Annotated in this window: 28 protein-coding genes; 10 read left to right on the forward strand and 18 right to left on the reverse strand. The window is 41.7% G+C overall.

What is annotated here, in order from left to right; translation table 11 throughout:
- Positions 1 to 103: 103 nt before the first annotated feature.
- From LC653_RS22850 to LC653_RS22875, 6 genes are all read right to left on the reverse strand, one after another.
- Positions 104 to 631: a Jag family protein gene (locus tag LC653_RS22850; protein WP_229497022.1), complete on the reverse strand. Its 528-nt coding sequence runs from the start codon at positions 629 to 631 to the stop codon at positions 104 to 106.
- On the reverse strand, positions 628 to 1779 hold the full coding sequence (gene yidC / locus LC653_RS22855) for a membrane protein insertase YidC (protein ID WP_229497023.1): 1152 nt from the start codon (positions 1777 to 1779) through the stop codon (positions 628 to 630). The genes LC653_RS22850 and yidC overlap by 4 nt, the downstream gene beginning before the upstream one ends.
- Before the next feature lie 244 nt (positions 1780 to 2023).
- Complete coding sequence (locus tag LC653_RS22860; RefSeq protein ID WP_109009000.1) at positions 2024 to 2416, reverse strand: PH domain-containing protein; 393 nt, start codon at positions 2414 to 2416, stop codon at positions 2024 to 2026.
- Entirely contained in the window at positions 2403 to 2825 is a 423-nt protein-coding gene (rnpA, locus tag LC653_RS22865; RefSeq protein WP_229497024.1) for a ribonuclease P protein component, read from the reverse strand. The genes LC653_RS22860 and rnpA overlap by 14 nt, the downstream gene beginning before the upstream one ends.
- Positions 2826 to 2850: 25 nt before the next feature.
- A complete protein-coding gene (gene rpmH / locus LC653_RS22870; RefSeq protein WP_094327629.1) occupies positions 2851 to 2985 on the reverse strand; it encodes a 50S ribosomal protein L34 in 135 nt (44 codons plus the stop codon).
- 167 nt (positions 2986 to 3152) lie between these two features.
- Positions 3153 to 3665, reverse strand: coding sequence for a DUF2808 domain-containing protein (locus LC653_RS22875; protein ID WP_229482539.1), 513 nt, complete (start codon positions 3663 to 3665; stop codon positions 3153 to 3155).
- Between the two features lie 761 nt (positions 3666 to 4426).
- Here LC653_RS22875 and LC653_RS22880 point away from each other — a divergent pair.
- From LC653_RS22880 to LC653_RS22895, 4 genes are all read left to right on the forward strand, one after another.
- Entirely contained in the window at positions 4427 to 5599 is a 1173-nt protein-coding gene (locus LC653_RS22880) for a Re/Si-specific NAD(P)(+) transhydrogenase subunit alpha (RefSeq protein WP_229497025.1), read from the forward strand.
- Positions 5600 to 5792: 193 nt separating this feature from the next.
- Complete coding sequence (locus LC653_RS22885) at positions 5793 to 6086, forward strand: NAD(P) transhydrogenase subunit alpha part 2 (protein ID WP_174711256.1); 294 nt, start codon at positions 5793 to 5795, stop codon at positions 6084 to 6086.
- Positions 6083 to 7489: an NAD(P)(+) transhydrogenase (Re/Si-specific) subunit beta gene (locus LC653_RS22890; RefSeq protein WP_229497026.1), complete on the forward strand. Its 1407-nt coding sequence runs from the start codon at positions 6083 to 6085 to the stop codon at positions 7487 to 7489. Before LC653_RS22885 ends, LC653_RS22890 begins: the two co-directional genes overlap by 4 nt.
- 187 nt (positions 7490 to 7676) lie before the next feature.
- Entirely contained in the window at positions 7677 to 9449 is a 1773-nt protein-coding gene (locus LC653_RS22895; protein ID WP_229497027.1) for a tetratricopeptide repeat protein, read from the forward strand.
- A gap of 208 nt (positions 9450 to 9657) precedes the next feature.
- Here the strand turns inward: LC653_RS22895 and LC653_RS22900 are convergent, their stop codons facing one another.
- From LC653_RS22900 to petN, 10 genes are all read right to left on the reverse strand, one after another.
- Positions 9658 to 10107 carry a type II toxin-antitoxin system VapC family toxin gene (locus LC653_RS22900; protein ID WP_229497028.1) on the reverse strand — a complete coding sequence of 150 codons (450 nt, stop codon included), beginning with the start codon at positions 10105 to 10107 and terminating at the stop codon, positions 9658 to 9660.
- Positions 10104 to 10382, reverse strand: coding sequence for a hypothetical protein (locus LC653_RS22905; protein ID WP_229497029.1), 279 nt, complete (start codon positions 10380 to 10382; stop codon positions 10104 to 10106). The genes LC653_RS22900 and LC653_RS22905 overlap by 4 nt, the downstream gene beginning before the upstream one ends.
- Before the next feature lie 34 nt (positions 10383 to 10416).
- Positions 10417 to 10653: a hypothetical protein gene (locus tag LC653_RS22910; RefSeq protein ID WP_229497030.1), complete on the reverse strand. Its 237-nt coding sequence runs from the start codon at positions 10651 to 10653 to the stop codon at positions 10417 to 10419.
- Between the two features lie 6 nt (positions 10654 to 10659).
- The gene (locus tag LC653_RS22915; protein WP_229497031.1) at positions 10660 to 10806 is read right to left on the reverse strand and encodes a hypothetical protein; all 147 of its coding nucleotides are present in this window, start codon (positions 10804 to 10806) and stop codon (positions 10660 to 10662) included.
- Positions 10791 to 11240, reverse strand: a complete 450-nt coding sequence (locus LC653_RS22920) for a PIN domain-containing protein (RefSeq protein WP_229497032.1) — start codon at positions 11238 to 11240, stop codon at positions 10791 to 10793. Before LC653_RS22920 ends, LC653_RS22915 begins: the two co-directional genes overlap by 16 nt.
- A gap of 6 nt (positions 11241 to 11246) precedes the next feature.
- On the reverse strand, positions 11247 to 11573 hold the full coding sequence (locus LC653_RS22925; RefSeq protein ID WP_229497033.1) for a hypothetical protein: 327 nt from the start codon (positions 11571 to 11573) through the stop codon (positions 11247 to 11249).
- Between the two features lie 308 nt (positions 11574 to 11881).
- Complete coding sequence (locus tag LC653_RS22930; RefSeq protein ID WP_229497034.1) at positions 11882 to 12337, reverse strand: DUF29 domain-containing protein; 456 nt, start codon at positions 12335 to 12337, stop codon at positions 11882 to 11884.
- Positions 12338 to 12475: 138 nt separating this feature from the next.
- Positions 12476 to 15604: a GAF domain-containing sensor histidine kinase gene (locus tag LC653_RS22935; protein WP_229497035.1), complete on the reverse strand. Its 3129-nt coding sequence runs from the start codon at positions 15602 to 15604 to the stop codon at positions 12476 to 12478.
- Between the two features lie 154 nt (positions 15605 to 15758).
- Positions 15759 to 15905 carry a hypothetical protein gene (locus LC653_RS22940; RefSeq protein WP_229497054.1) on the reverse strand — a complete coding sequence of 49 codons (147 nt, stop codon included), beginning with the start codon at positions 15903 to 15905 and terminating at the stop codon, positions 15759 to 15761.
- 22 nt (positions 15906 to 15927) lie between these two features.
- Positions 15928 to 16017: a cytochrome b6-f complex subunit PetN gene (gene petN, locus LC653_RS22945; RefSeq protein ID WP_012408302.1), complete on the reverse strand. Its 90-nt coding sequence runs from the start codon at positions 16015 to 16017 to the stop codon at positions 15928 to 15930.
- 396 nt (positions 16018 to 16413) lie between these two features.
- Between petN and LC653_RS22950 the strand changes: the two genes are divergently transcribed.
- From LC653_RS22950 to LC653_RS22975, 6 genes are all read left to right on the forward strand, one after another.
- Positions 16414 to 18324: an ATP-binding protein gene (locus LC653_RS22950; protein WP_229497036.1), complete on the forward strand. Its 1911-nt coding sequence runs from the start codon at positions 16414 to 16416 to the stop codon at positions 18322 to 18324.
- Between the two features lie 247 nt (positions 18325 to 18571).
- Positions 18572 to 19834: a sensor histidine kinase gene (locus LC653_RS22955; RefSeq protein ID WP_229497037.1), complete on the forward strand. Its 1263-nt coding sequence runs from the start codon at positions 18572 to 18574 to the stop codon at positions 19832 to 19834.
- Between the two features lie 124 nt (positions 19835 to 19958).
- Positions 19959 to 20393, forward strand: a complete 435-nt coding sequence (locus LC653_RS22960; protein WP_229497053.1) for a hypothetical protein — start codon at positions 19959 to 19961, stop codon at positions 20391 to 20393.
- 48 nt (positions 20394 to 20441) lie between these two features.
- Entirely contained in the window at positions 20442 to 20999 is a 558-nt protein-coding gene (locus tag LC653_RS22965) for a 3'-5' exonuclease (protein ID WP_229497038.1), read from the forward strand.
- 298 nt (positions 21000 to 21297) lie between these two features.
- Positions 21298 to 21771 carry a TspO/MBR family protein gene (locus tag LC653_RS22970; RefSeq protein WP_229497039.1) on the forward strand — a complete coding sequence of 158 codons (474 nt, stop codon included), beginning with the start codon at positions 21298 to 21300 and terminating at the stop codon, positions 21769 to 21771.
- Positions 21772 to 22258: 487 nt separating this feature from the next.
- The gene (locus LC653_RS22975) at positions 22259 to 22435 is read left to right on the forward strand and encodes a hypothetical protein (RefSeq protein WP_229497040.1); all 177 of its coding nucleotides are present in this window, start codon (positions 22259 to 22261) and stop codon (positions 22433 to 22435) included.
- A 73-nt stretch (positions 22436 to 22508) separates the two neighbouring features.
- Here LC653_RS22975 and LC653_RS22980 read toward each other — a convergent pair whose 3' ends face one another.
- Positions 22509 to 23834: a hypothetical protein gene (locus LC653_RS22980; protein ID WP_229497041.1), complete on the reverse strand. Its 1326-nt coding sequence runs from the start codon at positions 23832 to 23834 to the stop codon at positions 22509 to 22511.
- Between the two features lie 411 nt (positions 23835 to 24245).
- Positions 24246 to 24887 (reverse strand): hypothetical protein, encoded by a 642-nt coding sequence (locus LC653_RS22985; RefSeq protein ID WP_229497042.1) that lies wholly within the window; start codon positions 24885 to 24887, stop codon positions 24246 to 24248.
- Between the last annotated feature and the right edge of the window lie 877 nt (positions 24888 to 25764).

The following is a 25764-nucleotide window of genomic DNA, read 5'->3' on the forward strand; positions in this document are numbered from 1 at the left end:
TCTCGTAGAGAGGTACGAACGTCACCCGTTCGCGCAGCGTCTCCCCTTGGGAGAAGGGATTGAATAAAAAATCTAAAATCTAAAATCCAAAATTGAATAACTCCTAATTCCCAACTCCTTCCAACGAAGCTGGACGGACAACCAGATGACGATGCGGCTCTTTACCGCGACTGAAGGTTTCTAAATCTCCAAATTCCTTCAAGAAGGTATGGATTTGCCGCCGTTCAGCAGAACTGAGAGATTTAATTTCCACTTCTCTACCAGAAAAGCGCACTTCATCGGCTGCTGCTTCTGCTAATGCGCGAATTTCGGCTTCTCTTTTAACCCGGTAGCCATTTAACTCAATAGTGTAAGAGGCTTGGTCTTCCGGGGATTGACTCAGGTTTAAAACCGAATTTGCTAGATACTGAATCGCATCTAACACAGAACCATCGGCACCAATTAATACCTGGATTTGTTCTGTCGTCAAATTAGTTTGATCAATTGTTAACCAGTAGTTATCTGGTTCTGGGGAATCGCCGTCTTGAGATTGGGCAGTTTCTAAATGACCCTGAATATCAGAAGGTATTCCAGTGAGTTCCAGCAGGGTTTTTAACCACTGCTGACCTCGCTGCATGGGAATATTGCTCATGATCCCCCTGTCGCCTTTTTCTTGGCACTTTTTGGTTCAAATGGCAATGCCTTTTGTTCTGCGACTACTGCTTCTTTTTCCTGGGTTGCTACGATTTTTTGCAGTTCTTCTGGTAGAGGTTCGCGGGAGAGAAGATAAGTTTGTGCGGTTTGGAAAATATTACCAATCACCATATACATCAGCACCCCTGCTGGTAAGGGGAAGAACAAAAACATCCCAGAAAAAATAACTGGAGTGATTTTGTTAACTGTATCTTGCTGCGGATTGCCACCACTGGAATTTTGCCCAGAAAGCATTTGGCTAACATAAAGGCTGATTCCGAAGGAGACGATCATGGCGACGATATCCCAGTGAATTGTGCCATCTGGATCAGTTGCGCCAACCCTACCTAAGGCATCAATAAATAGAAAGCCTTTTTCTGCTGCTAGTCCAGGAATTGTTCCTTGAATAGTCACTTCTCCGGGCTGCAAGGCTTCTACATTACCTTGGGCATCAATTTTTACCCTATCTTCCCCTTTGGTGACTTTCCAATCAGGAATCAGGTTATTTTCTGGGTGTTCTGCTAAAAGTACCTGAAATGGTTTGCCCTCAACGGTCTGATATTGGATCTTAGTTTGTTCTCCCACCGCTAGTTTGTTACCACTAGGAAGGATGGCAGCTACTTTAACGTGGTCTCCATCAGCAACGTAAATATTTTGAGGAGCAGTGGCAAAGGCTTGCGGTTGAATTTGTTCGATTTGTTCTGCAGGAAGGATTTGCAGGTTAACGCTGTAGTTTGCACCTGCAAAAGGCGAACCCCGCAAAGTGGCAAATAACGCTAATAAGACCGGCATTTGCACTAGTAATGGAAAACAGCCTGCTAAGGGGTTGCCAAATTCTTTTTGAACATTGACCATTTCCTCTTGCTGCTTTTGCGGATCATCCTTATAGCGCTCTTTGATTTCTGCCATCCGCTTCTGCATCAGAGGTTGTACAATTCGCATTTTCCGCATGTTGCGAATTGAGCCAGCACTCAGGGGATAGAGCGCGAAGCGGACTATCAGGGTCAAAGCAACGATCGCCAATCCGTAGCTAGGCACAATACCATAGAAAAAATCTATGATTGGCAGCATCACGTTGTTCGAGAGAAAGCCGATACCAAAATCCATTATTCTGAATTCAACCTGAGGTACTGTAAACTGAATCTAATTTATCTAAATCATAAATTATGTGCGACTACCCTTCGCTACGGATAGCCGCACATCCAAAAAAAGGGAGTGGGGAGTGGGGAGTGGGGAGTGGGGAGATGAGGGAGATGAGGGAGATGAGGGAGATGAGGGAGATGAGGGAGCAGGGGGAGAAAGAATAACTAATGACTATTCCCTATTCCCTACTCCCTACTCCCTACTCTCATCACTTGTTAGCAGCAGCGCTATATTCAGGATTTTTCGCAGCAATTCTTTCGTTGATGTAGTCATAGACTTCCCGAAACTTGGGAATTGCCCGCAATTCGAGACGACTGCCGTTTCTTAAGGTTAGTACCATATCTCCCCACAAGCCAATGCCACGGGGGACTGTGACGACTTTGACAATTTCTGAGTAAATTATGTCAGTGCGATCGCGTCCCTGCCAACCTCCCGTCACGGTAATTCGGCGATCGGTGATGCGGAAACGCAGCCACAATGCTCTGACAATTGCCCCAACTGTTAATGGTATCCCGACAATGGTTAGCCCAATCAACAGGTTGACAATTAAATCCCCAATATGGGGGCCACCTTCATAATAAACATCTTCACGAATTCCCATCGAACACCTCAGCTTGTGCCAACAACTGCTCTAATTCTTGCAGAAATTGTGGGCTTACGCACTTAGATTCTGCTGTTGTGGGTTTGACAATGAACACTAGCCGCCATCCTGGTGATAATTTGGGCAGCAAGCTATATAAAGCAGAAGCAATTTGCCGTTTGATTCGGTTGCGAACCACTGCCCTTTTGCTGACTTTTGTGCTTATGGAAATGCCAATCCGCGTGCTGACAAGATGTGCTGAGTCAGTTGCTTGTGTTGTCTGGGTGGCAGTGGACAAAGAAGGTTTTATTGAACATAACGGCTTTAAGGCTCTCAATGTTAAATAAGAGCCATTACGCCGAATCCCTTCCCGGAAAACTGCCTGGAAATCCTTGCGGGATTTTAGCCGATTTGCTTTAGGCAAAGCCACAGATGTTCTTTTAGCTTAATATTCCCTAAACGCTCAAACGGTGACGTCCCTTTCTTCTTCTAGCGCTAATCACGTTTCTGCCATCTGGTGTCCGCATTCTGGCGCGAAAACCAGAGGTTCTTTTTCTCTTACGGCTAGTACCGCCCAGTGTTCTTTTCATACTCTTCTCCTCTTAGGTGATTTTTATAAAAACTCACAATCTCTAATTTTATCACTTTATTAGGGAATAGGGAATAGGGAAAGAGGAGGCAGAAGGCAGAAGTTCTAAGATGTTTGAATTTTGAATTTTGAATTGATTTCTCCCCCTGCTCCCTCATCTCCCCACTCCTAATTGATGCTCAAAATCCATGTTCCCATGTAACGTAGTAGTGGCACATCGCCAGGGGAGAGGACTTGACAGTTAAAATAGTAGACTCCACCGAAGGCTGGATTTTTCACGTTAGATAAGACTACCTCAACTGGGCTACCTGCTGGCACTGGCTCTTGGGGAAAAATATTAATTAGCTTACCTTCTTTGTCCCACTTCACCTCAGAAAGCGGAACTGCTTTGCCTTTGACTCGGACTTCAATGTTTTTCTGGTCAAAAGTTCCTTTGTAATAATCAGGGTAGGTAATGGCAAATTGACCAACAGCCAATTTCATTCTTTGGGCTGGAATCCTTAATATGTATCGATCCCAACCATTAGCTTGTCCACCAAAATCTAACCGGAAGGGCAGTTGATTTTCGCTTTTGATGCCGCTAAAGAGCGTAAATCCAGGTAAGCTTTGCGCCCAAGTCAAGGCTGGTAATCCAGCAACCAGAAAGCTAGTCACGGCTAAAGCAGAAAGTAAACGTCGCATAATCAGGCTTCCTCTACCAAAATATAAATCTGTTATCTAAAATAACTGTGTGTTAGTATTCGTTACTAAACTTTACTACTGACTTCCTGACAATTGACGTTCAATAACAAAAAAAAGTGCCATCCTTACTGAGGTTTGGGCTACATCAAAATTACTTAGTTATAAATTTACCATATACTCGATTTACTTCATTACCCTTACAGAGTGCTGATTTTAGACTTAGGTTGGTCAAATTTTGAACTAAATATAAACACAGTCGCGGTTGGATTGTGTTTCTAAATATGTATAAGTGTATCTAAATTTGAGAATTTTGTTATAAAAATTGAGGCGTGCCATCAGCGATCGCCAGTTAAGTTGGGCTAAATTGATTAAAATAAGTTGGAATCAGAGTCGTAATTATTAAAATTTGATTGGGAAATTATAAAGCTTTCAAAATTTGGTCAATATTACTCTATAAGAAAGGAATACCAAAATTTCTCAATCCCGAAAATAAGCTGAAGATAAAGATGCAAAATTTGGGAATCAATTTAGGATGTGCAATACGTAACCCTGTTTGCAACTATCTGAAAATATGACATCTGCGAGCGGCAAAGTCAGGCTTTGCCTGGACAGCTAAGAATGGGAGAGGAAAGTTTCAAGGTTCAATCTACAAGTAAAATTCATGGGTGATGTTCCTGCCTAAGTACTATGAGTGCGGGACACGCCTCATCTAGACAATCGCTTACTTGGCAGAAATTAGGTATTTATCTTCAGGAGATTTCATGAGAATAGCAGTTGCTAAAGAAATTGAAGTTTGTGAACGTCGTGTGGCATTAATTCCTGACACCGTTGCTCGATTGGTAAAACAAGGTTTGGAAGTTTGGGTAGAAACAGGTGCAGGAGAACGATCATTTTTTGGCGATTCTGACTATGAAGCCGCAGGAGCCACAATAATCAGCGATACTGCCAAATTATGGGGCGAAACAGATATTCTGCTGAAAGTCAGCCCCCCACAAGAACGAGAAGATGGACGCTCAGAAATTGATTTGTTAAAGGAAGGGGCTGTATTAGTCAGTTTCCTTAATCCTTTGGGAAATCCTGTTGTAGCACAGCAACTAGCAAATCGGAAAGTCACAGCCTTGAGTATGGAAATGATTCCCCGTACTACCAGGGCGCAAAGTATGGATGCTTTGTCCTCGCAAGCTTCATTAGCAGGTTACAAGGCTGTATTAATTGCCGCAGCTGCATTACCGAAATATTTCCCAATGTTAACCACAGCCGCAGGCACGATCGCTCCAGCGAAAGTATTTATTATGGGCGCTGGTGTAGCCGGATTACAAGCGATCGCCACCGCCAGACGCTTGGGAGCAGTGGTAGAAGCCTTTGATATTCGTCCCGCCGTCAAAGAAGAAGTGCAAAGCTTAGGGGCAAAATTCGTTGAAGTCAAATTAGAGGAAGAAACCGTCGCTGCTGGTGGTTACGCCAAGGAAATTTCTGAGGCTAGCAAACAACGTACCCAAGAAGTTGTCGCCGAACACATTAAAAATTCTGATGTGGTGATTACCACCGCCCAAGTTCCTGGGAGACAAGCACCACGGCTTGTTACAGAAGAAATGGTGGCACAAATGAAACCAGGTTCAGTAATTGTGGATTTGGCCGCTGAACAGGGTGGTAACTGCGCCTGCACCGAACCAGGTAAAGATATTGTGTGGAACGGTGTGACAATTATCGGCCCCATCAATCTCCCATCATCGATGCCAATTCACGCCAGCCAATTGTATGCCAAGAACGTAACTTCGTTGATGCAATTGCTAATTAAAGACAAAGCTTTGCAGGTAGACTTTAGCGACGACATCGTTGATGCAGCTTGCGTTACCCACGCTGGTGAAATTCGCAATCAACGAGTGCGGGATGCGCTACAAGCTTTGAATACTCAACAACCGGCGGTTAATTAGGGAGATGAGGGAGCAGGGGGAGATAAGGGAGATGAGGGAGATGAGGGAGATGAGGGAGCAGGGGAAGTAAGGGGAGATAAGGGAGAAGAACCAATGCCCAATGCCCAATGCCCAATGCCCAATGCCCCATGCCCAATGCCCAATGCCCAATGCCCAATGCCCCATTCCCATTTACACAAGGAGTTTTGATTTCATGACAGAGGCATTACTTGCTGCTTTGTTTGTATTTGTTTTGGCATCTTTTATCGGCTTTGAAGTCATCAACAAAATCCCACCGACTCTACACACGCCCTTAATGTCAGGCTCAAACGCGATTTCTGGCATTGCGGTACTTGGAGCAATAGTTGCTGCTGGTGCAAGAGACACAAATGTGTCCGTAATTCTCGGTTTGATTGCTGTGGTACTGGCAACAGTCAACGTTGTAGGCGGTTTTTTAGTGACAGACAGAATGTTGCAAATGTTCAAGAAGAAGGAGATTAAGGCGTGAGCGACTTTTTACCAACTGGCATTCAGCTGACGTACTTAGTCGCTGCATCGTTATTCATTCTGGGCTTGAAAAAGCTGGGATCACCTGCTACAGCGCGGAACGGTAATATCGTAGCGGCTGTGGGGATGCTGCTAGCGATCGCAGCGACAATGCTGGATCAGCATGTGTTGAACTACGAGATGATATTGTTGGGCTTGGCGATTGGATCGGGAATTGGTGCGATCGTTGCCTACAAAGTCCAAATGACTGAAATGCCGCAAATGGTGGGTTTACTCAACGGTTTAGGTGGTGCGGCTTCGGCATTAGTAGCCGTTGCCGAATTCTGGCGGTTATTAGATAGTTCGCAGCCGATACCCCTAGATGTGAACATTTCCATGCTGTTGGACGTGTTAATCGGTGGTGTTACCTTCACAGGTAGTTTTTTAGCCTTTGCCAAATTGCAAGGTTTAATTAGCGGTTCCCCGATTACATTTCCATTCCAGCAACCATTTAACCTCTTGCTTCTGGGTGCTTATATATTAGGTAGTGCCTACTTAATCATCACACCAGATAGCTTACCCATATTCTTGGGAGTCGTTGCCGTTTCTTTAGTGTTGGGCGTGATGTTCGTCATCCCCATTGGTGGCGGCGATATGCCAGTGGTAATCTCGCTGTTGAACTCGTTGTCAGGTGTGGCGGCGGCGGCGGCGGGGTTTGTGGTGATGAACAATATGTTAATCATCGCTGGTGCTTTGGTGGGAGCATCTGGCTTAATCCTCACCGAAATTATGTGTAAGGCGATGAACCGCTCCTTATTTAGTGTGCTGTTCAGCGCTTTTGGTACTGGTTCTAGTTCTGGTGGTGCTGCTGCTAGTGGTGGTGCAACTGATCAAACCGTCCGCAGCATTGATCCTGAAGAAGGGGCGATGATGTTGGGTTATGCCCGTTCTGTGGTAATTGTGCCTGGTTATGGTATGGCAGTTGCCCAAGCGCAACATAGCGTCCGGGAATTGTCGGATCAGTTAGAAAAAATGGGCGTTGATGTCAAGTATGCCATTCACCCCGTTGCTGGGAGAATGCCGGGACACATGAATGTGTTACTTGCAGAGGCAAATGTGCCTTATACGCAGTTGTACGATATGGATGATATTAATCCCCAGTTTGATCAAGCGGATGTGGCTTTAGTAATTGGGGCAAATGATGTGGTAAATCCGGCGGCGCGGAGTGATGCAAATAGCCCGATTTATGGTATGCCGATTTTGGAAGTAGATCGGGCGAAGCAGACGATTGTGATTAAGCGCGGGATGAGTACGGGTTTTGCCGGTGTAGATAATGAGTTGTTCTACAAGGATAAAACGACGATGCTTTTTGGTAGTGCGAAGGATATGGTGGCGAAGTTGGTTTCGGAAGTGAAGCAACTTTAACGAACCGCAGAGGCGCAGAGAGCGCAAAGAAAAGAATTTAGAGAGTTTGCTTGCCTTGGGGGTTTGATGCTTCTGGGGCAAGTTTTTAACATCGTGGTCGAAGGTTAAGCATTATCAATTTTCCTACCCACTTACTTAGTTTACACTTGGTAACAGCTTCCGTAACATTACCCCATACTGGCAAAACATGACAAATAATTTTCAAAAGCGAGCGAATAATCTTTTAAATCAAGGAATTGAGCAAGTTCAAGCTGGTCAACTTCAGCCAGCATTGCAGTATTGGCAAGAAGCATTGCTACTTTACCAGCAAATTGACGACCGTCAGGGAGAGGCAATTACACTACTGAATTTGGGCAATGTCTGCCGTGACCTCAACCAATATCCACAAGCGATTGAGTTTTTAGAGCAAGCTCTATCTATTTTTCGCTACAGTAGCGAACTACAAGGGGAGACTAATGCATTGATGCTTCTAGGTGGTATTCGCTACAACAGCCATCAATGGAAGGCGGCAATTGAGTACTACCAGCAGGCGCTTAGACCCGTTCAACTTTTGTCCGACCGAGACACAGAGTCACGAGCGCTGACTTCTATTGGTAATGCTTACGTCAATCTAGAGCAATTCCAGCAGGCTCTAGCATCCTACCAGCAGGCTTTGCCCATTTTTCGTTCTAGGGGAGATCGTCAAGGAGAAGCTAACGTACTTCAGTATCAGGGAACTGCCTACTACAGCTTTGGACAACCGCAAAAAGCAATTGAATGCTATCAGCAAGCTTTGCTACTCTATCAAGCCATTGGGGAATATGCAGAATCGGCTAAAGTGGTGACTAATCTGGGAAACGCATTTGTTAACATACACCAATTTCAACAGGCAATTGATTGCTACCAGCAAGCAATTATTATTTTTCAACAAATTGGTGATAGTTATACAGTAGCTTCTGTTCTGGCAAATTTGGGTATGGCTTACCTGAATGTCAATCAATTTCAACAAGCAGTTGAAAGCTATCGTGCCGCCATACCTATCTTTGAGCATTTCGGCGATTTTCAATCGCTTGCTTTTTGCTGCGACCAAGCATTATCTATTTATCAACAGCTAGACGATAGACTTGAAGAAGCTAATACTTTAATTTGTCAAGGTTGGGCTTATAATAATCTCAGTCAATATGCACGGGCAATTGAGTGCTATCAAAAAGCTTTGCCTATCTTACGTATGCTTAAATTACGCTACGAAGAAGGAACTGCCTTAAATAGACTAGGTATTGCCTACGACAATATAGGTCAATATCAACAGGCAATTGACTTTTATCAACAAGCTCTCCCCGTATTTCAAGAAATTGATGCTCAACGAGACGTAGCATCAGTACTGACGAATTTAGGGATTGTTCACGACAACCTTAAATGCTACCAACAGGCAATTGAGTTTTACCAGCAAGCCTTGCAGATTGAGAGGCAAGTTGGTACTCGTCAAGGTGAAGCAAGCGTCTTAATAAATTTGGGTGTTCCTTACCGTCGCATTGCACAATTCCAAGAGGCTCTAGCTTGCTATTTGGAAGCCTTGCCAATGGTTCAACAGATGTGCAACAAGAGAGAAGAAGCAATGGTGCTGACCAATTTGGGCAACGTATACCTAGACCTCAAGCAACCTTTGCTTTCTGTTGAATACTACCAAAAAGCTTTGCTTATATATCGAGAAGCAGGCGATCGCCTGTCGTCCGGGATGGTGCTAAGTAATCTCGGTCGATTGATGTTACAGCAAAATCAACTAAAAGCTGCCGAATCTTACTTTGATGAAATGGTAGCCGTGCGAGAATCTATTCGTGCTGAATTGCGAGAATTACCCGTTGCTCAACAACAAACATTTCTAAATGAGATTGCTAAAGACTATCAGGATTATGCAAGGTTATTACAAGTAAGCTCGCAGTATTCAAAGGCACAGCAAATCTTGGACTTGCTTAATATTTAGAACTCGCTCTCCACTCTAGACTTATTGTAAGGAACAGTGACTTCGTAGGAGTATCGCTCTCTTTTTCCTTTGCGCTTCTGCGTAATAAGGCTAGGCAAAGCCCGCCGCAGGCATCGTCCTCTCCTTCCTCTGTGTTCTCTGGGCTTCTGTGGTTTGTTAAAAAAAGCGATCGCCAAATCTCCACAGTGCGATCGCTCTGGCAATATAATTAAGACTGCGGTGTAATACTGCGTGGATCAACAACTACAATTTCAGAAAAACGTTTAAAGTCATCAATATTAAATGTAAGTAGATGTGTAATCTGGTGTGTTATCATTGCTGCAACTAAACGTGCATCATGCACCTTTTTTCCCATGACTTGGTATTTAACAATTAGAGATTCCCATTCACTAAAAATAACAGGTGTATCAAGGTGTAGTATAAATATCTTCTTGAGCTTATCAGTTTCTTCTACTGCTTGAGCCGTGGATAAACCTAAACCATTACTATTAATTGGTCTTGTCGCAACAGCCCAAAACTCAATGATATTCTGTGGAATTATATATAATAATTCCCCTTGTCTCTTGAGCATCAATATCGCTCTTTGAGTATCAAAGTGCATTGGGCTATTCTTTTGCACCAAACGCAGCAAAATATTAGTATCCACCAAATAGCTCATAACATTTCATCTTCTCTGGTGTAAATACTCTCTCGACTAATCGCGTCATCTGAAAGTGCTGGTGCTAAAGAAAAAGCAGGACTATTTATTAAATCTGTTAATATAGCTTCCCATTCTTCCTGAGTTGATACTTGATAAAAAAAACTTTCTTCATGGCTGGTTAAACTGTTTTCAATCAGAGATGCAAGATAAGCTTCTACCGATAAACCTTGTGCAGCAGCTTCAGCAATGAGACGAGCCTCTATTTCTGGTTTCAATTGTAGCTGTATGGTCATTTGTTGTTTCCTAATTCCCTGAGTTGTTGAAGTCTTAATCTGGATAGTCGCAAAAGTCTTCTCCCTCTAAGTCTGAGAATATATTTAATTCACTACCAGGTGCATAATTTCTAATAGCTGTCATTGCGGCTAGTGTTAGTTGGCGTTTTTGCTCATCTTTGGTAAGTGAGTGTTTTTCTTGAAGAACTAATTGCAAGGCTGATTCAGCTATCTTCAGGCGATCGCTTATGCTCAAACTTGGAAGTGCTTGGAGAATTTCTTTGATTTGCATATAAGTTTAAAGCGTAGGCCAAGCCCGCCGTTGGCGTAGCGTCTCCAAGAGTTGGCATCGCCAAAACTCGACAGTGCGTAGGCGTTCGCGTAGCGTTCCGCAGGAAAGCCAGCCGAAGGCATCGCTCGGTTTATTTTCTAAATTTCTTGCCATTCTCTAGCATCAATAAAAATAGATAGATGTTTTTTATTGCTTGTGGCAATAATAACCTCATGCCCATAATTAGCAACTAAAATAGATTGAGATGCCAAAATTACATCACCATCTAAAGCTTTATTATCTGCTGTAGATTTTCCTTGATTTCTGACTTGGGCCCATAACTCTGCTGCTTTCAACATCACTTCTGTTGTAATAGGAAGATAGATAATTTCTGACTTGAGTTGATTAAGTTTTATAATTCCTGATAATTTATTTGCCCTTAATAATTCCCGTCTAATTTCATAATCTATAATTTCTGGTAAAATTACTTCATATTCTCTCTCAAAGAGCGTATAAAACCATTCTTGACATTGCACAGCTAGAGGCGTTGCTTTTGGATTAGTAATTAATCCCACAGGTGCAGAATCTAAGATAATAACCTTACTCATCCTATTTTAAATAGAAATACCTTTCATAGATTCAATAATTTCTAAGATTTTTTGTTGTTCTTCTTGTTCATCTAACTCATTCCATGACTCAAATATTTTTTTGATGTTTCTTTTCCTTTCTTGTTGTTTGACGGGATCACTATGATTAATTTCATGAAGAGCATTTTCCCAGTTATTTAATGATGTCTGTTTCATCGTCACACTTTGACGAAATAGACGTACAATTTGTAGTAATTCTGGTAGATATTCTTCTGGAGTTTCTTGAATTTCTAATAATAGTTCAGCGCGGGGTGTAGTTGATGATTGTGCTGTGAGCGGTTGATTATTGTTCATAAATACCTTCCAAGTAAATTATTTAAAAACACGAGTAGATATTAATCAGTTTTAGCACTGGTAGTTATATTATATTTTAGCGTGAATGGCTATTTTAGTTTCCTGATAAAGTCCCGACGCTTACATGGTATCCAATGGATCAAGAATCGGTTAGCGATCGAGCTAAGTATTATCAATTAAGCGATCGCCGCTCACCCGCCACCATGCATAGCCTCTGGTAGAGTTGCCCGCCGTACCCCTACGGGGATCTACGCGTAGCGTCTCCAAGAGTTGGCATCACCTGAAAAATCTCTACTCTGCGATTATGATTAATTTGGGAAGAAGTCAGAATCTAAGGTTTCATCAACAGAAAAAGGATAGTCTTTAGGAAAAATAGACAGAGGAAGCCCTGTTTCAATAGATGCTTCTTTTCGAGCATGTTGGTAACAACTATCAAAAACTTCCGTGTAATAGTATTTTAAGCTCGGACTATCGACAAATGCTTCTTGTAACCTTTGACGATGTTCATAGATTGTATATAACCAGCTATTGGATCGGTTCTGGGGTTGAAATTTATATTTGAGAAGGTGCATTAAAAGCACTCTAAGATTACTCCTTAAAGCATTTTTATCGCTTCTTCCCATACTTTCAATTTCTTCAATTAAATTTTCTAACTCTAATTCTAAAAACTTTTTGTTTTTTAATAAATCAACAGTGTGTTCTAACCACAAGTGATAATCCTGTGCATAGAGGCTATTGGTTTTAGGAACAGATTGATTGCTCATAATCTTCTCCTTTATAGATATATAATTTTAACATTACTTCTTAACAAGCAATCGCACTTTTTTACTTTTGGCAGTTCATTCCAAACTGTGTTGGCGTTGGGTAGCCTCTTGTAGAGAAGGCATCGCCTGATTTTTTCCTTAACTAACTATCCGTTTTATCGGGATTTCTATCCAGAACTCACAGCCATTACCAGGTTCAGAAACACACTTGATATTACCGCCGTGTTTTTGCACAATAATTTGGTAGCTAATAGATAACCCTAAGCCAGTACCTTGTCCAGGTTGTTTGGTGGTAAAGAAAGGTTCAAAAATGCGCGATCGCATCATCTCTGGAATACCACAACCATTGTCAGCAATGCGAATCAGAATAGTATTCCCTTCGAGGACTTCTGTACGAATCAAAATTTTAGGATTATCAATTATTTTTCCAGCTTTTTCTGAGTTTTCTAATGCATCAATCGCATTGTTGAGAATATTCATAAACACCTGATTCATCTGGGCTGCATAGCAGACGACTGGAGGCAATTCATCATATTGTTTAACTACCTCAATAGCAAAAGAATTAATCTCTGGTTGCACTCGATGTTGTAAAATCAACAAAGTACTGTCGATGCCTTCATGAAGATCAACGGGCTTCATTCCTGTTTCGTCAAGTCGAGAAAAACTTCGCAATGATAAGACTAGTTGAGAGATTCGATCTGCCCCTATCTTCATTGAAGTTAGAACTTTAGGCAAGTCATCACTAATGAAATCTAAATCCAGTGCTGCTGCTTGCTTTTGAATTTCTCCTGTTGTTATAGGATACTGTTTTTGATAGAGGTGCAGTAATTTTAATAAATTTTCGGCATGTTCAGTAACATAAGTGATGTTGCCATAGATGAAACTAATCGGGTTGTTAATTTCATGTGCTACACCAGCAACTAACTGCCCTAAACCTGCCATTTTTTCACTTTGAATCAACTGGCTCTGAGTGTGCTGTAATTCTTTAAGAGTCTGGGTAATTTCTTCTTTTTGACGTTGAGTTTGTTCGAGTAATTCCGCTTGTTGAAGTCCTACCCCTAATTGAGTACCAATCTGCATCAGCAAATCTACCTCATCCTCTTGCCAATCACGGGGCTTGATATTTTGATAAGCTGCTAGTAATCCCCAGAGTTTCTCACCCTGAAAAATCGGCACAATCATATATGCCCTAGCCTGCATTAGCTCAAGCAGGGCAATATGACAAATAGAATAATTGGCGCTGTAAATATCTTTAATGACACTACTTTTAGCATTAGTAAACCTTCCGCCTTGCGTTTCTTGTAAGTAATCATCTGCAACTATAGGTACAATTTCCCTTATTGGTGTCCAACCTTGGGCTAAAGACTCAGCAACAAATTCGCCACTCCAGTCAGCCCCGAATCGATAGATTGTCACTCGATCAACTTCCAATAGCCGCCGGACTTCTTCTGTACTGGTGGCAAAGATGGTATGAATATCAAGAGACTGGCGAATTTTCTCCACCGTTGCGGCTAATGCCTTCTGTCTTTCGGCTGCTTTCCGTTCTCGTGCAGCAGCTTGAGCCAGTTTTTGGGTTTGTAACTGCATCTGTTTCAAAGACTCAGCTTGCTGTAATGCTACCCCCAATTGAGCGCCAACTTGTGCCAATAAGTTGATTTCCTCATCTTGCCAATAACGAGGCTGGGAATTTTGATAAGCTACTAGCAATCCCCACAACTTTTCGCCCTGAGAAATTGGGACAAAAACTTCATTCCGTGCATACTTACCCGTTTGCTTTCCTTGTACAAGAACCCCTTCTGTCACAGGCTGCGGCTTAACCATTGGTGTCCAGCCATCAACAATAGAATCAGCCACAAATTCGCCACTCCAATCAGGATAGAAGCGATAAATTGCTACTCGTTCCACTTCTAATAAGCGACGGACTTCTTGAGTTGTGGTTTTAAAGATGGCTTCAATATCAAGAGACTGACGAATTTTTTCTACGGTGTTCGCTAACGCCCTTTGCCTTTGGGCAGCTTTGCTGATCTCTGCTGCTTGGGTTTGCATTTGTTGAATAAATTCCGCTTGCTGCAAAGCTACACCTAGTTGGGTACCCACTTGAGTAAGCAAGTAAACCTCATCTTTTTGCCAATCACGCATTCTGGCATTTTGGTACACTGCTAGCAAGCCCCAGAGCTTCTGACCGTGGTAAATGGCAATGATCACATAAGCTCTTGCCTGATATATTTCTAAGACTTTAATGTAGCAGTCGCTAAAGCCTGAATTGTAAATATCATTACAAACACGGTACACTTCACAGCGACTAAAGCTACCACCCTCTGTATCTTGTAAATAGGTGTCAGCGACTGGAGGTTTAGCTAAATCTTTGGCGCTACATTCACTGACGTTTTCACTCACTTCCGGCCGCTGCAATTGCTCATGGATGAGGGAAATCCAACCCTCTGCCACTGATTCAAACACGAATTCACCACTCCAATCGGGATTGAAGCGATAAATAGCCACGCGGTCAGCATTTAGCAGCTGCCTAAGTTCTCCGGTGGTTGTGTGGAAAATGCTTTCCAAGTCTAGAGACTGACGAATTTTCTCAATGGTTATGGCTATGGTTCTTTGCCATTGGGCTGCTTTTTCTCTGGCTTTTGCTTGTGCTAGTTCTGCTGATTGTAGTTTTACTTGTTCCAGGTAATCTGCTTGCTGCAAAGCAACTCCCAGATGTTCGGCGATTAATTGCACAAACTCAATTTCTGATGCTTCCCATTGCCGAGGATTACTACACTGATGAATACACAGCAATCCCCATAAATCTTTACCTTTGATCAAGGGGGCAGCTATATTGGCACGGACTTGGAATCTTTCTAGCATTTGGACGTGACAATCACTGACACTAGCTTGATATATATCAGTCATTGCTTTAATCCGACCTTGCTGATATAATCCTGCAAACTCCGCAGCAAAGCAGTGGTCGCGCAGTTTGGCTGCTAGTGCCGAATCCCATTCTGCTCCCACGTCTTCATAGATAAATTCCCCTTCCCATCCCAATTCGGGATAAAAACGAAACACACTAACCCGATCGCTTTTCAGAAGCTGGCGGACTTCAGTGACTGTAATTTTGAAGATGGTTTCTATGTCTAGAGACTCGCGAATACGGGCAATAACTCCAGACAAGGCTTTTTGTTGCTCATTCTGACGCAGGGAGAATGTCACATCTAAATGAGATTCTTGCTGTTCTGAATTTGGTTCTATGGGTTGAGTAGTAGAGGAGTTTTCCATTCCCAGTGGGACTTTAAATATTGAAAGTCTTCTATCTCATGATTCCCGTTGCGATCGCAAAGGTAACAGTTATTTCCTGGGAATGCTAGAAAAAACAGTGTAGGGACACGATAATATCGTGTCCCTACAAAAAGATTTTTCAACCACGAGAAAATTATCGCCGCTTGGGAGTGGCGCTGCGGCTGCTGCGTTTTTCTTCATCTCGGCGACGGCGATCGCGCCAATCTGCCACGGTCAAATAACCAATACCACCAGTGACTACTACGAGTAGCACTATGGCTACTATTGTTAAAATACTCAAAAATGGACTTTCCACGATGCCTCTACAGTCCGTTACGTCCCCAAACTACCATTGCAATTGACCAAGTGAACACAACTAACAGTGATACCCAACCTAGTGTCAAAATCTCCATAGTCCCGCTTTTCAAATAATTACAAAAGGTTTCTAATATTTATCATACAGGGATTGGGCAGGCTCAGATTTTTTTATAAATGACATTCTAAGTTTTGCGGACGATGTCTACGATGGTCACTGACTTGTACTGAGCGACTTGCCTTGACTTGTGCCGAGCAAAGCCGAGGTAGCGAAGTCGAAAGGAGTCGAAGTAGCTTGTCGTTCGCGCAGCGTCTCGTAGAGAAGTGGGGGCTATTCGGCGTCGCAAACGATACAACATATTTTCTTGGTAGGCTAGTAGTTCAAGCATTAATAAAGACGAATGTAAAAAAATAGCGATCGCGCTTTCCCACTTGATAGTTTGGGAATACTAGGGTTATGCGTATATATTTCAAATCCAGCCACCCCTAGTATCATGCCGACATTTTTCAACTATCCTTTCCACTCTAACGGTTTTGTTGCCCACGGACATTGTTATCTCTGGCAAACTGGATTAGTTTGGCTCCACATTATTTCTGATGCCACGATCGCTCTAGCCTATTATTCTATTCCCTTCCTACTAATTTACTTTATTTCCAAGCGCAAAGACGTTCCTTTCAATGGAGTCTTTTTGTTATTTGGTGCTTTTATCATTGCCTGCGGTACTGGACACTTGATGGATATTTGGACGCTTTGGCATCCAGACTATTGGATTGCAGGTGGTTTAAAAGCTTTAACTGCCATTATTTCGATATATACGGCATTTGCGTTATTTTATCTCATGCCTCAAGCTCTAACACTACCTAGCCCTGCCCAGTTAGAAGTTATCAATCGAGCACTTTCCACTGAAATTGTAGAGCGCAAGTGCATCGAAAAAGAACTACGCCTTGCACAGGAAATCACTCAAAACTCCAGCCAAGCTAAGAGTGAATTTCTCGCCAATATGAGTCATGAGCTACGCACACCTCTTAACGGTATTCTGGGCTATACACAAATTCTCCAACGCACAGAATCTTTAAGTGAGAAAGGACGCAAAGGAATCAGCATCATTTATCAATGTGGTTCTCATCTTTTAACCCTAATTAATGATGTCCTGGATCTCTCCAAAATAGAAGCCCGAAAATTAGAATTGTATCCTGTAGATTTCTACTTGCCTGCTTTTATAGATAGCGTGACTGAAATTTGCCGCATCCGGGCAGAACAAAAGGTGATCGCATTTCACATTGAACTTGATCCTGATTTGCCAACGGGCATTCATGCTGATGAGAAACGCTTGCGACAAGTACTGATTAACTTGCTTAGTAATGCGATCAAATTTACTAATCAAGGTAGTGTCACCTTCCAAGTTCAGGTCATTGGTAAAGAATCAAACGCCAATGCAAATACTGACTACAAAATTCGCTTTCAGGTAATAGATTCCGGCACGGGTATAATCTCTGAACAAGCCGAGAAAATCTTTCAGCCTTTTGAGCAAGTGGGAAATCAGAAACTACAATCTGAAGGTACAGGCTTAGGATTAGCAATTAGCCAACAAATTGTTTTGTTGATGGGTAGTCAAATTCAGGTGCAAAGTACCTTAGGCAAAGGTAGCACTTTTTGGTTTGAGGCAAAATTGCCAGAATCTAAAGACTGGGCAAAGGTTTCCAGAGTGGTTGAGCAGGGAACTATTGTTGGTTATCAAGGACAAAGGCGCACCATTTTGATTGCGGATGACAAATGGGAAAACCGATCAGTAATTGTAAATTTATTAGAGCCTGTTGGGTTTACTGTTGTAGAAGCTAGTCACGGTGAGGAAGCATGGGAACAGGCTCTACTCTACAAACCAGACATGATTATCACTGACCTAGTGATGCCTAGATTGAATGGATTTGAGTTGATCGAACGTTTGCGTCAGTCTGGGCCATTTAAAGAGATTGCTGTCATCGCTTCGTCAGCCAGCGTATTTGCAATCGACCAGCACAAGAGTATTGATGTAGGTGCAGATGCATTTCTACCAAAGCCTGTAGAAGCTGAAACGCTGCTGGAAATTCTACGGCAATTTTTGCAACTGGAATGGATTTTTGACGTTAAGGTAGACGCAATCAAAAAAACCTATACAGGTGGTTTGGATCAATCAAATGAGATGATTTATCCTGCCAAAGAGGTTTTACAAGAGTTACTCGATCTGACACAAGATGGCGATATTCAAAAAGTTTTAGAACTTGCTGAGAAACTTTCTGCATCTGATCAGCAGTTAAGCATTTTTGCCCAGCAGATCGTCCAACTTGCTAGTAATTTCCAACTCAAACGTTTGGAAACTTTTATTGTAAGTATTCAGGAGTCAGAATTCAGAAGTCAGAATAAATAAGACAACCTGTAAAAGTATTTCAATCCTAGTACCGCAAGGCGGAAGTCAAAAGTCAAAATCCAAAAACCAAAAGTACTATGGAATAAGCTCTTTAGATATTTCAAATGGTTGCTCTATTTCCGCCGTGGCGTACTATTTACTAACCAGCTATGCTAATTCAATTATGAATTATGACTCCTAACTACTGAATTCTTTTATTCAAGAATACATCAATTAATTTGAGTTAAATTTAAATTTAAAATTCATCATGGGCAAAACTGCAAATAACGGATTTATTTTGATTGTGGATGATAATCCGACAAATTTATCTGTCCTGTGTGAAGCGCTCAATAGTGAGGGTTTTCGTTTCCGTGTTGCAGTCGATGGAGAAACTGCGATCGCTCAAGCCGAACGCAATCAACCAGAGTTGATTTTGCTGGATGTCCAAATGCCCGGTATTGACGGATTTGAAACTTGTCGCCGCCTCAAAGCCAATCCTGTTACCCAAAACATTCCGATTATTTTCATCACTGCCTTAGCGGATACGGAAAATAAAACGAAGGGATTTTTCCTTGGTGCAGTAGATTATATCCCTAAACCGTTTGCACAAGAGGAAGTCATTGCTAGAGTGCGTGTACATTTACAACTCAAACAATTGACTGAATCTTTGGAACAACAAGTTAGCGATCGCACCAAGGCTTTGCAACAAGCCCAAGTCCAACTAGTGCAGCAAGAGAAACTATCAACGCTCGGAGAGTTAATCGCTGGTATTGGGCATGAAATCAACAACCCCATCAACTTTATTTCCAGCAATATTCCACCCTTAGAAGAATACATTACAGGAGTAACCAAATTGCTCCTACTGTATGAACAAGAGTATCCAAACCCAACAGCCAAAATTACCACTGCTATTAAAGACTTGGATCTTAATTTCGTTCTTGAAGATATGGTAAAAATTTTGAACTCACTTGAAGTAGGAAGTGAACGAATTCAAAACCTTTCTAATTCACTCCGCAACTTCTCTCGTTCGGATAGTGATACAAAAATACCTGCTGATTTGCACCAAGGTCTAGATAGTACACTAATGATTTTGCAACACCGCCTCAAAGCTAATGGCGATCGTCCCGGCATTGAGGTGATTAAAAGTTATGCAGTATTACCAGAGGTAAACTGCTATATTGGGCAGATGAATCAAGTATTTATGAACATTTTGGCAAATGCAATTGATGCCCTTGATGAAGCTATAATGCTAGGCAAAATGAGCAATCTAATTCCTCAGATTCAAATTGCAACAGAAATAGATTCTGAACAATTTGTTGTAATTCGGATTGCTGACAATGGGATTGGTATTCCTGAACGGTTTAAAAAGCGCTTGTTTGAGCCGTTGTTTACCACAAAAACCGTTGGGAAAGGCACTGGACTTGGCTTGTCGATCGCATATCAAATAGTTGTAGAGAAACACAAAGGTGTATTAGAAGTGAATTCTCAATCAGGTATGGGAAGCGAGTTTATTATCAAAATTCCCACATAAGGGCAGTATTTAATTAATTACAAAGCTGCTCTAGCATTTATTATACTGAAGAGTAAGGAAAAATTTACCAATACCTAATCCCTAATTTCTATATAGAGTGAACTCAACTTTAGATGCTCAACTGATGGCAGAACGCCTAGAATCCCTGAAAGCTGGAATAATTGGGGGTTTATCTGTGTGTTTTGCTTTTGCTCTTTCTATTCTTTTGAATACTTTCGTACTGGCAAAGTATTTTCAGACACTCGCATGTCTGCAAAATGATCTTGACTGGCACTTGTGGGTGAGTGGTGCAATTGCAATTTTTACTGGTTTCCTATTTGGTGTCACCTACCGCTATATCATCCGCTCAGATAAAAATCCCCAACTGAAAGCTGGTGGTGTACTAGCCTTTGGCTTGGTGCGAGGATTAACTCAGATAGAACTTGGCTGGAATTCTAACAGCACAATTTGGCCTTTTTTGGTGTTGGCGGCAGAAAGTGTATTGTGGTTTGCGTTGGCTGCCATCGCTCTTAATGTCGCTATTCAACTCCGTTGGGTTAAACCTTTTTCATCAGTCTAAATTCCCTATGTATCTAAATATAAGTATAATTTATTACTAATATCTAATATGAAAACTAAAATATCCCACTATTATCTGATAGTCGATCTGGAGGCTACGTGCTGTGACAGTGGGACTATTCCCCGTCATGAAATGGAAATTATCGAAATTGGTGCGGTGATGCTCAATCGAGCAACCTGGGAAATTGATTCCGAGTTTCAGCAATTCATTCAACCTGTGAGACATCCGCAACTGACAGGTTTTTGCACCAAATTGACTAGTATTCGGCAGCAAGATGTTGACGAAGCGCCAAAATTTGTAAAGGCAATTTCTCGCTTCAAAGAATGGATTTATTCATTTCCCAATCATATTTTTTGTTCTTGGGGTAATTACGACAAGAAGCAATTTATTCAAGATTGCGCGTTTCATAATTTCTCTTATCCTTTTATTTCAGAACACATAAATATCAAAGAGGAATTTTCAGAATATCTTGGCGTGTCTAAAAAATTTGGCATGGCACAGGCTCTCAATAAGTTGGGAATAGAATTAAAAGGCAGACACCATCGTGGTATTGATGATGCCCGCAACATTGCATCTATCTACAGACAGATTAAAACTAAAAACTAAGCTGAATAATAGGAAAGTCGTAATGTACCATCTTGAAGTGTTGCGTTGCATTACCGACCGTGGCTGTCTTATTGGTATATAATAACAGATATGAAAGCTTTAATCCTAATAAAATCATTAGTAGATAAGCTTAAATATAGTGATTAAACAGTCAAGTATTACGAAGATTGTTGCTACAAAATTAGATATTTTTTTAATTGGAAGTCTCAAGATAGGTGCAGCGATACCTTCGGTAAGCTACGCTAACGCACCCCCGAACTAGACTACAAGTGTAATCTTACTATGACAGGAAACTTTTGTGAAAGCTAGATGGATTATCACAGCAGTTTCAGCAGCACTATTTTTCGGTGGTAGCCTGCTGACATCACTGCGTGACCCTTGGTTTCAGAACTTGCAGCGTCCCGACTGGTTGACCTTTGAATTCCTTATCCCATTTATCTGGATATTCATTTGGGTCTGTCTGACAATCTCAGCAATTATCGTGTGGGAGAAAAGCTCAAAACAGTCTCGTCCTTGGTTGTTGATGGCTATGTACGCAGCGATCGCCCTCTTAACCTCCGTTTATAGTCCCATTGTGGTAGAACTTCGCAACCTAACAGGTGGAATGATTGCTGGTGGCTTGGCAACGCTTCTCGTTTATATTTTGACATTTTTGGTTAAGCCAATTTCTCAAAAAGCCTCCTGGCTGTTCCTACCCTATGCTCTCTGGGGCCCTTTCGGTACTTATCTCACTTGGCTATTAATTCAACTTAATCAGGGCGCAGCTAGATAAAAGACTTAGGCAAAATCTGATTTGGTGCAGCATCAGATTAATAATTATTATTTCTAGCCAAAGGGATTTTTGGAGGAAGAATCTTTCTTGCTGGGTGAGTATTCAGAGCAATTCATCGCTTCTTCAGTAGAGGGTTTTCGCCGAAGATGGGGCTTTTGGAATGCGTGTAAATGGCCCCATGCATTAACCCAACCTACATTAGAGTTACTTTTTAGGTAAAACCTACGCAGTATTGCCAGTTGCGTAAGTCCTGAATACTTTTACAAGCGATCGCCAAATAGACTTGCACTGTAAGGGCACAGCATTACTCATACGTGTCAATTTAATGTAAAAGTCATGTCCCGCAAGGAACTTCAGTTCCTTGCTAATAGTACAAAGTCATCTCTTGATGACTAAATATACCCAAAAATCTTTAGTCTACTTGAGTAGACTTTAGCTATAAGAGAGGAAGTGAACTTTGGCGACTTTTAACATATTAGAGTAAACAATGTTTGCTATAAAAGAATATACCATAGAATTGTTCGTTTCCTCCATGTCTCCCGACCTCGCCTCCGGCATTGGTCGGGAAACTGTCGTCAACTCACCAGCAATTCATCTCATCACTCGTCATAAAGGACTGAGTGAGAGGCTTCTTGCTGTTCAAGCTAAAGTTCAAGGCGGGTGAGTCAAGCCGAAAGTTTTGCTATTTCTAGGCTTTTGTTGACACCAATCAGCATTACTGTACCCTTATGTAAGAATTATGAATTACGGATTTTTAAAGACCGATGTTTGTAACGGACTATGCATAGTAGAACAATTAGCAATATAAGCGCTTTGATCATTGATGGCTCCACTACCTTCTTCACTTCCGTAGGGGTTTTAGGAGTAACATTACATGGAATCTCAATGATCTGTGTGTGATCAGAACCATTACCACTGGGAGTCAGATCGCATTCGCCTGTGCTGGTGAGAGACAAAGGTGGATTTTCTGAAGAAACAGATGCTTGAGCTGAAGAACTATCACCATCCAGTAGTAGAAGCAGAATTAAAGCAAGACCCCCAATTCCGAATATTGGCCAGAGTGGAAAGGAATCAGGACTGTCTTGTACCAAAACATCTCCCACAGAGGCAGGGGAAGTATCGAGGCCCATTGCTTCTCCGTCCAATGCTAGTGGATTATCACTCAGCAATATATCTCCTGGGATATCTTCTCCCAATATCTGACTAAATTCCTGTGGAATTGCGTTATTGGGACGTCCGAGTTCCCCACCATCTTCGGAATATGGAAAGGATAGTATTTCAAAAATCCTCTGTTGGAGTTGGTTTGGATTTCCAGAACTCAACGCATCCAAGCCTGTTGAGATTTTATCTAAATAGAAATTAGTCATCTCTGGCGACAGACCTAGAGACTGAATCTCGTCCTTAATGTTGGGGATTTTTGAGGCTTCCTCAAAGAGTAGTCGTCCGTATGACAACTTCAAGTCTATTAATCCATCACGGAGACTGACCGGGTTATTGGTTCCTGAGTATGGTGACCAGTAGAACTGCTTGGTTACAAGTCCGAGTCCTTCTACTGGATTGCGACCAACAGGTTGTCCAAGAAGGTATTGAGATCCATCCATGATTGCGGGGGATTGGTTTCTCCAAAATGAGGCGTAAGGCACCTCAGAGAGATTAGGATTGTTACCGTAAAAGCTAGCGAAATTCTGGAAGTTTTCCTCTCCACCAGCTGCTTGTATTAAGAGGTCTTGATAGCTAGTCCCGTCGTTTGAATCTAGTAATCGTTGGATTACCCATCCAGTTTTATTGCAGGTCAGCCCAAATCCCACATCACATCCAGGAATGACTCGCATCTGGCTCAGATTCTGGTTATTGATTTGGTACTGGAGATACTCATACTCCAGTCCTTGTTGGATACCATAGCGTCCAATATTGAGCTGTGCAAAAGCAGACTGACACGTAGTGAGTACTACTGCAACAGATGAGAATACGATGGTCGCAAACCGAACGGCTTTCTCTCCGAGACGCTCCGCGTAGCTTGCTTCCACGTTCGCGTAGCGTCCCGCTCTTAAGTGGTACGGCATTGCAATTCTTTGAACGATTGATTTAGGCAAGATGCACCTCCACTAAATGACAGCAATTTCATTGGTTGTTCACGTCCTTCTTTCAGTCCGTGGGGTCGATATTAATAGCTTTGAAAATTCAACGGGTCGCAACAATACCGCAGACTCATCGAGTCTGCCAACAGCATTCCTATCCTTCGTAGTTAGAACACCGATTCAGTATTCCGAATCATGACCAAAAACTGGGTTTATTGGGGCTGAAACAAGGAATTTTTGGTTGTATAAGACGTTAAAACAGGGTTTATTTGCCTCGTGTTTTATTAATGAATCGGTGTTCTAGGATTGGGATTGGGAGAAAATTTATTTACGAGTTGAGTGAGGTTTGAATCCCCCATCTATACTCATTTCACTCTTTACTCCCCAGTCCCCAGTTCAACTCTTAGGTAAAGAAATGTTGATCGTGATTCCGGTACCTTTGAGATTTCCTGATGAGAGTGTGTGATATAAGACCAATGCCCGGTTTGGTTGGTCAAAAAGAAACCCACGACGTGTAGGTTTGATCTTCCCTTCTTTTACTAAGGAGACAAAGGCTTCTAAGTACCTACGTATACCTTGACGATTCTCTGGACTAGTATTGAGATGACGCTTAATCAGCATCATAAAGAAGTCCAAACTACGATTTTCCTGTCCCTGAATTAGACTGCCCTCATCTAGGAAAGAACTTGCTATGAGCTTGCCATCAACTTCTTTAACCTTAAATAGGGTAAAATAACGCCCGTCTTTTTTAGGATCGTTTGCATAACAGACCCAAGAACCCTCTTGATTCTGTATAAAACCTTGTTCAGCAAGGTAAGAAAGCAAAGAATTACTTGCCTTTGTTTGTATTGGAGGTAATAAATCCTCAATGGGATCTAAAGAGCAAATCCTCTGCGTTGTTTTCCGTTGAGAAGCAGCAGGAGTCTCCTGGGTATAGACACGTAGGGGCTTGTCATCAGCCATTGCCATAGTAGACATCGTAGCGATCGCAGATATTTGGAGAGCGATCGCGCCAAACAAACGAACAATGATATTCATGTTTTTCCTGTTACTGTTGCTGATGTTGGTAATAATCGAGTAGTTACTAAATCAAGATTGATCTAGCAGTCCTAAATCATTTGTTAAATTTAAGTGTTTGCCTCATTTGATCGAGGTAGCTTAAGTTTTCAACAATGAAATAGGGCTTTTATATAGGTAATTAACCACAAAGAGAAATCAATATCTAAATAAAACACACAATATTAATGTCTGATTGACAAGACAAATTTGGCTTTTCGATATTTTTACATATACGAAAAACAACTGACTTAACGTCAAAATTTTTGTATTTACTCTTGTCTAATTTTTTACCGTTTTAAGAGGGTTTTATACCTTCTTAGCTAGCTCTAATCATTCCTATAAGAGGACTTTGTGAGCTATTTATTACCTTATATAAGCAGAATTTCAAAAGCTATGTGCTTTGCACGTTGGTGCTTTTGTGGATTTCTTTGGTGGGTTGAATAATTTTTTTTTGGAGGTAGCGCACCTAACTAGCTGTTCCAGCATGTTTGCAACTTGATGTATAAAATAATATCTCCTAACAGTAAAATAATATTACCATGAGCTTGAGACATGCAACACTATTGTGGACAGTTATCAAAGTTGTACACGCTGAATTATAACTACCTCATGATTAAATTTCATGGCAAATAGCTGAGAATTAAAATCAATTTACTTATACATCACTAGTACCGCAAGGCGTAAGTCACGCATTCACGCATAATTGTATTCCGAGCTTCTTGCGCCATTTGAAATGGTATGTTTATTTCTGCGCCTGCTGTACTAGTATTTTAAAATCTAATACTTTTGCCCTTAAGTTATAAAATTATGTTTAAAATATAACTTAAATATCAATAGGCATACGTATGAAAAATAT

This window comes from Nostoc mirabile CHAB5784 (assembly GCF_020829645.1).
In the GTDB taxonomy this organism is placed as follows: domain Bacteria; phylum Cyanobacteriota; class Cyanobacteriia; order Cyanobacteriales; family Nostocaceae; genus Nostoc; species Nostoc mirabile.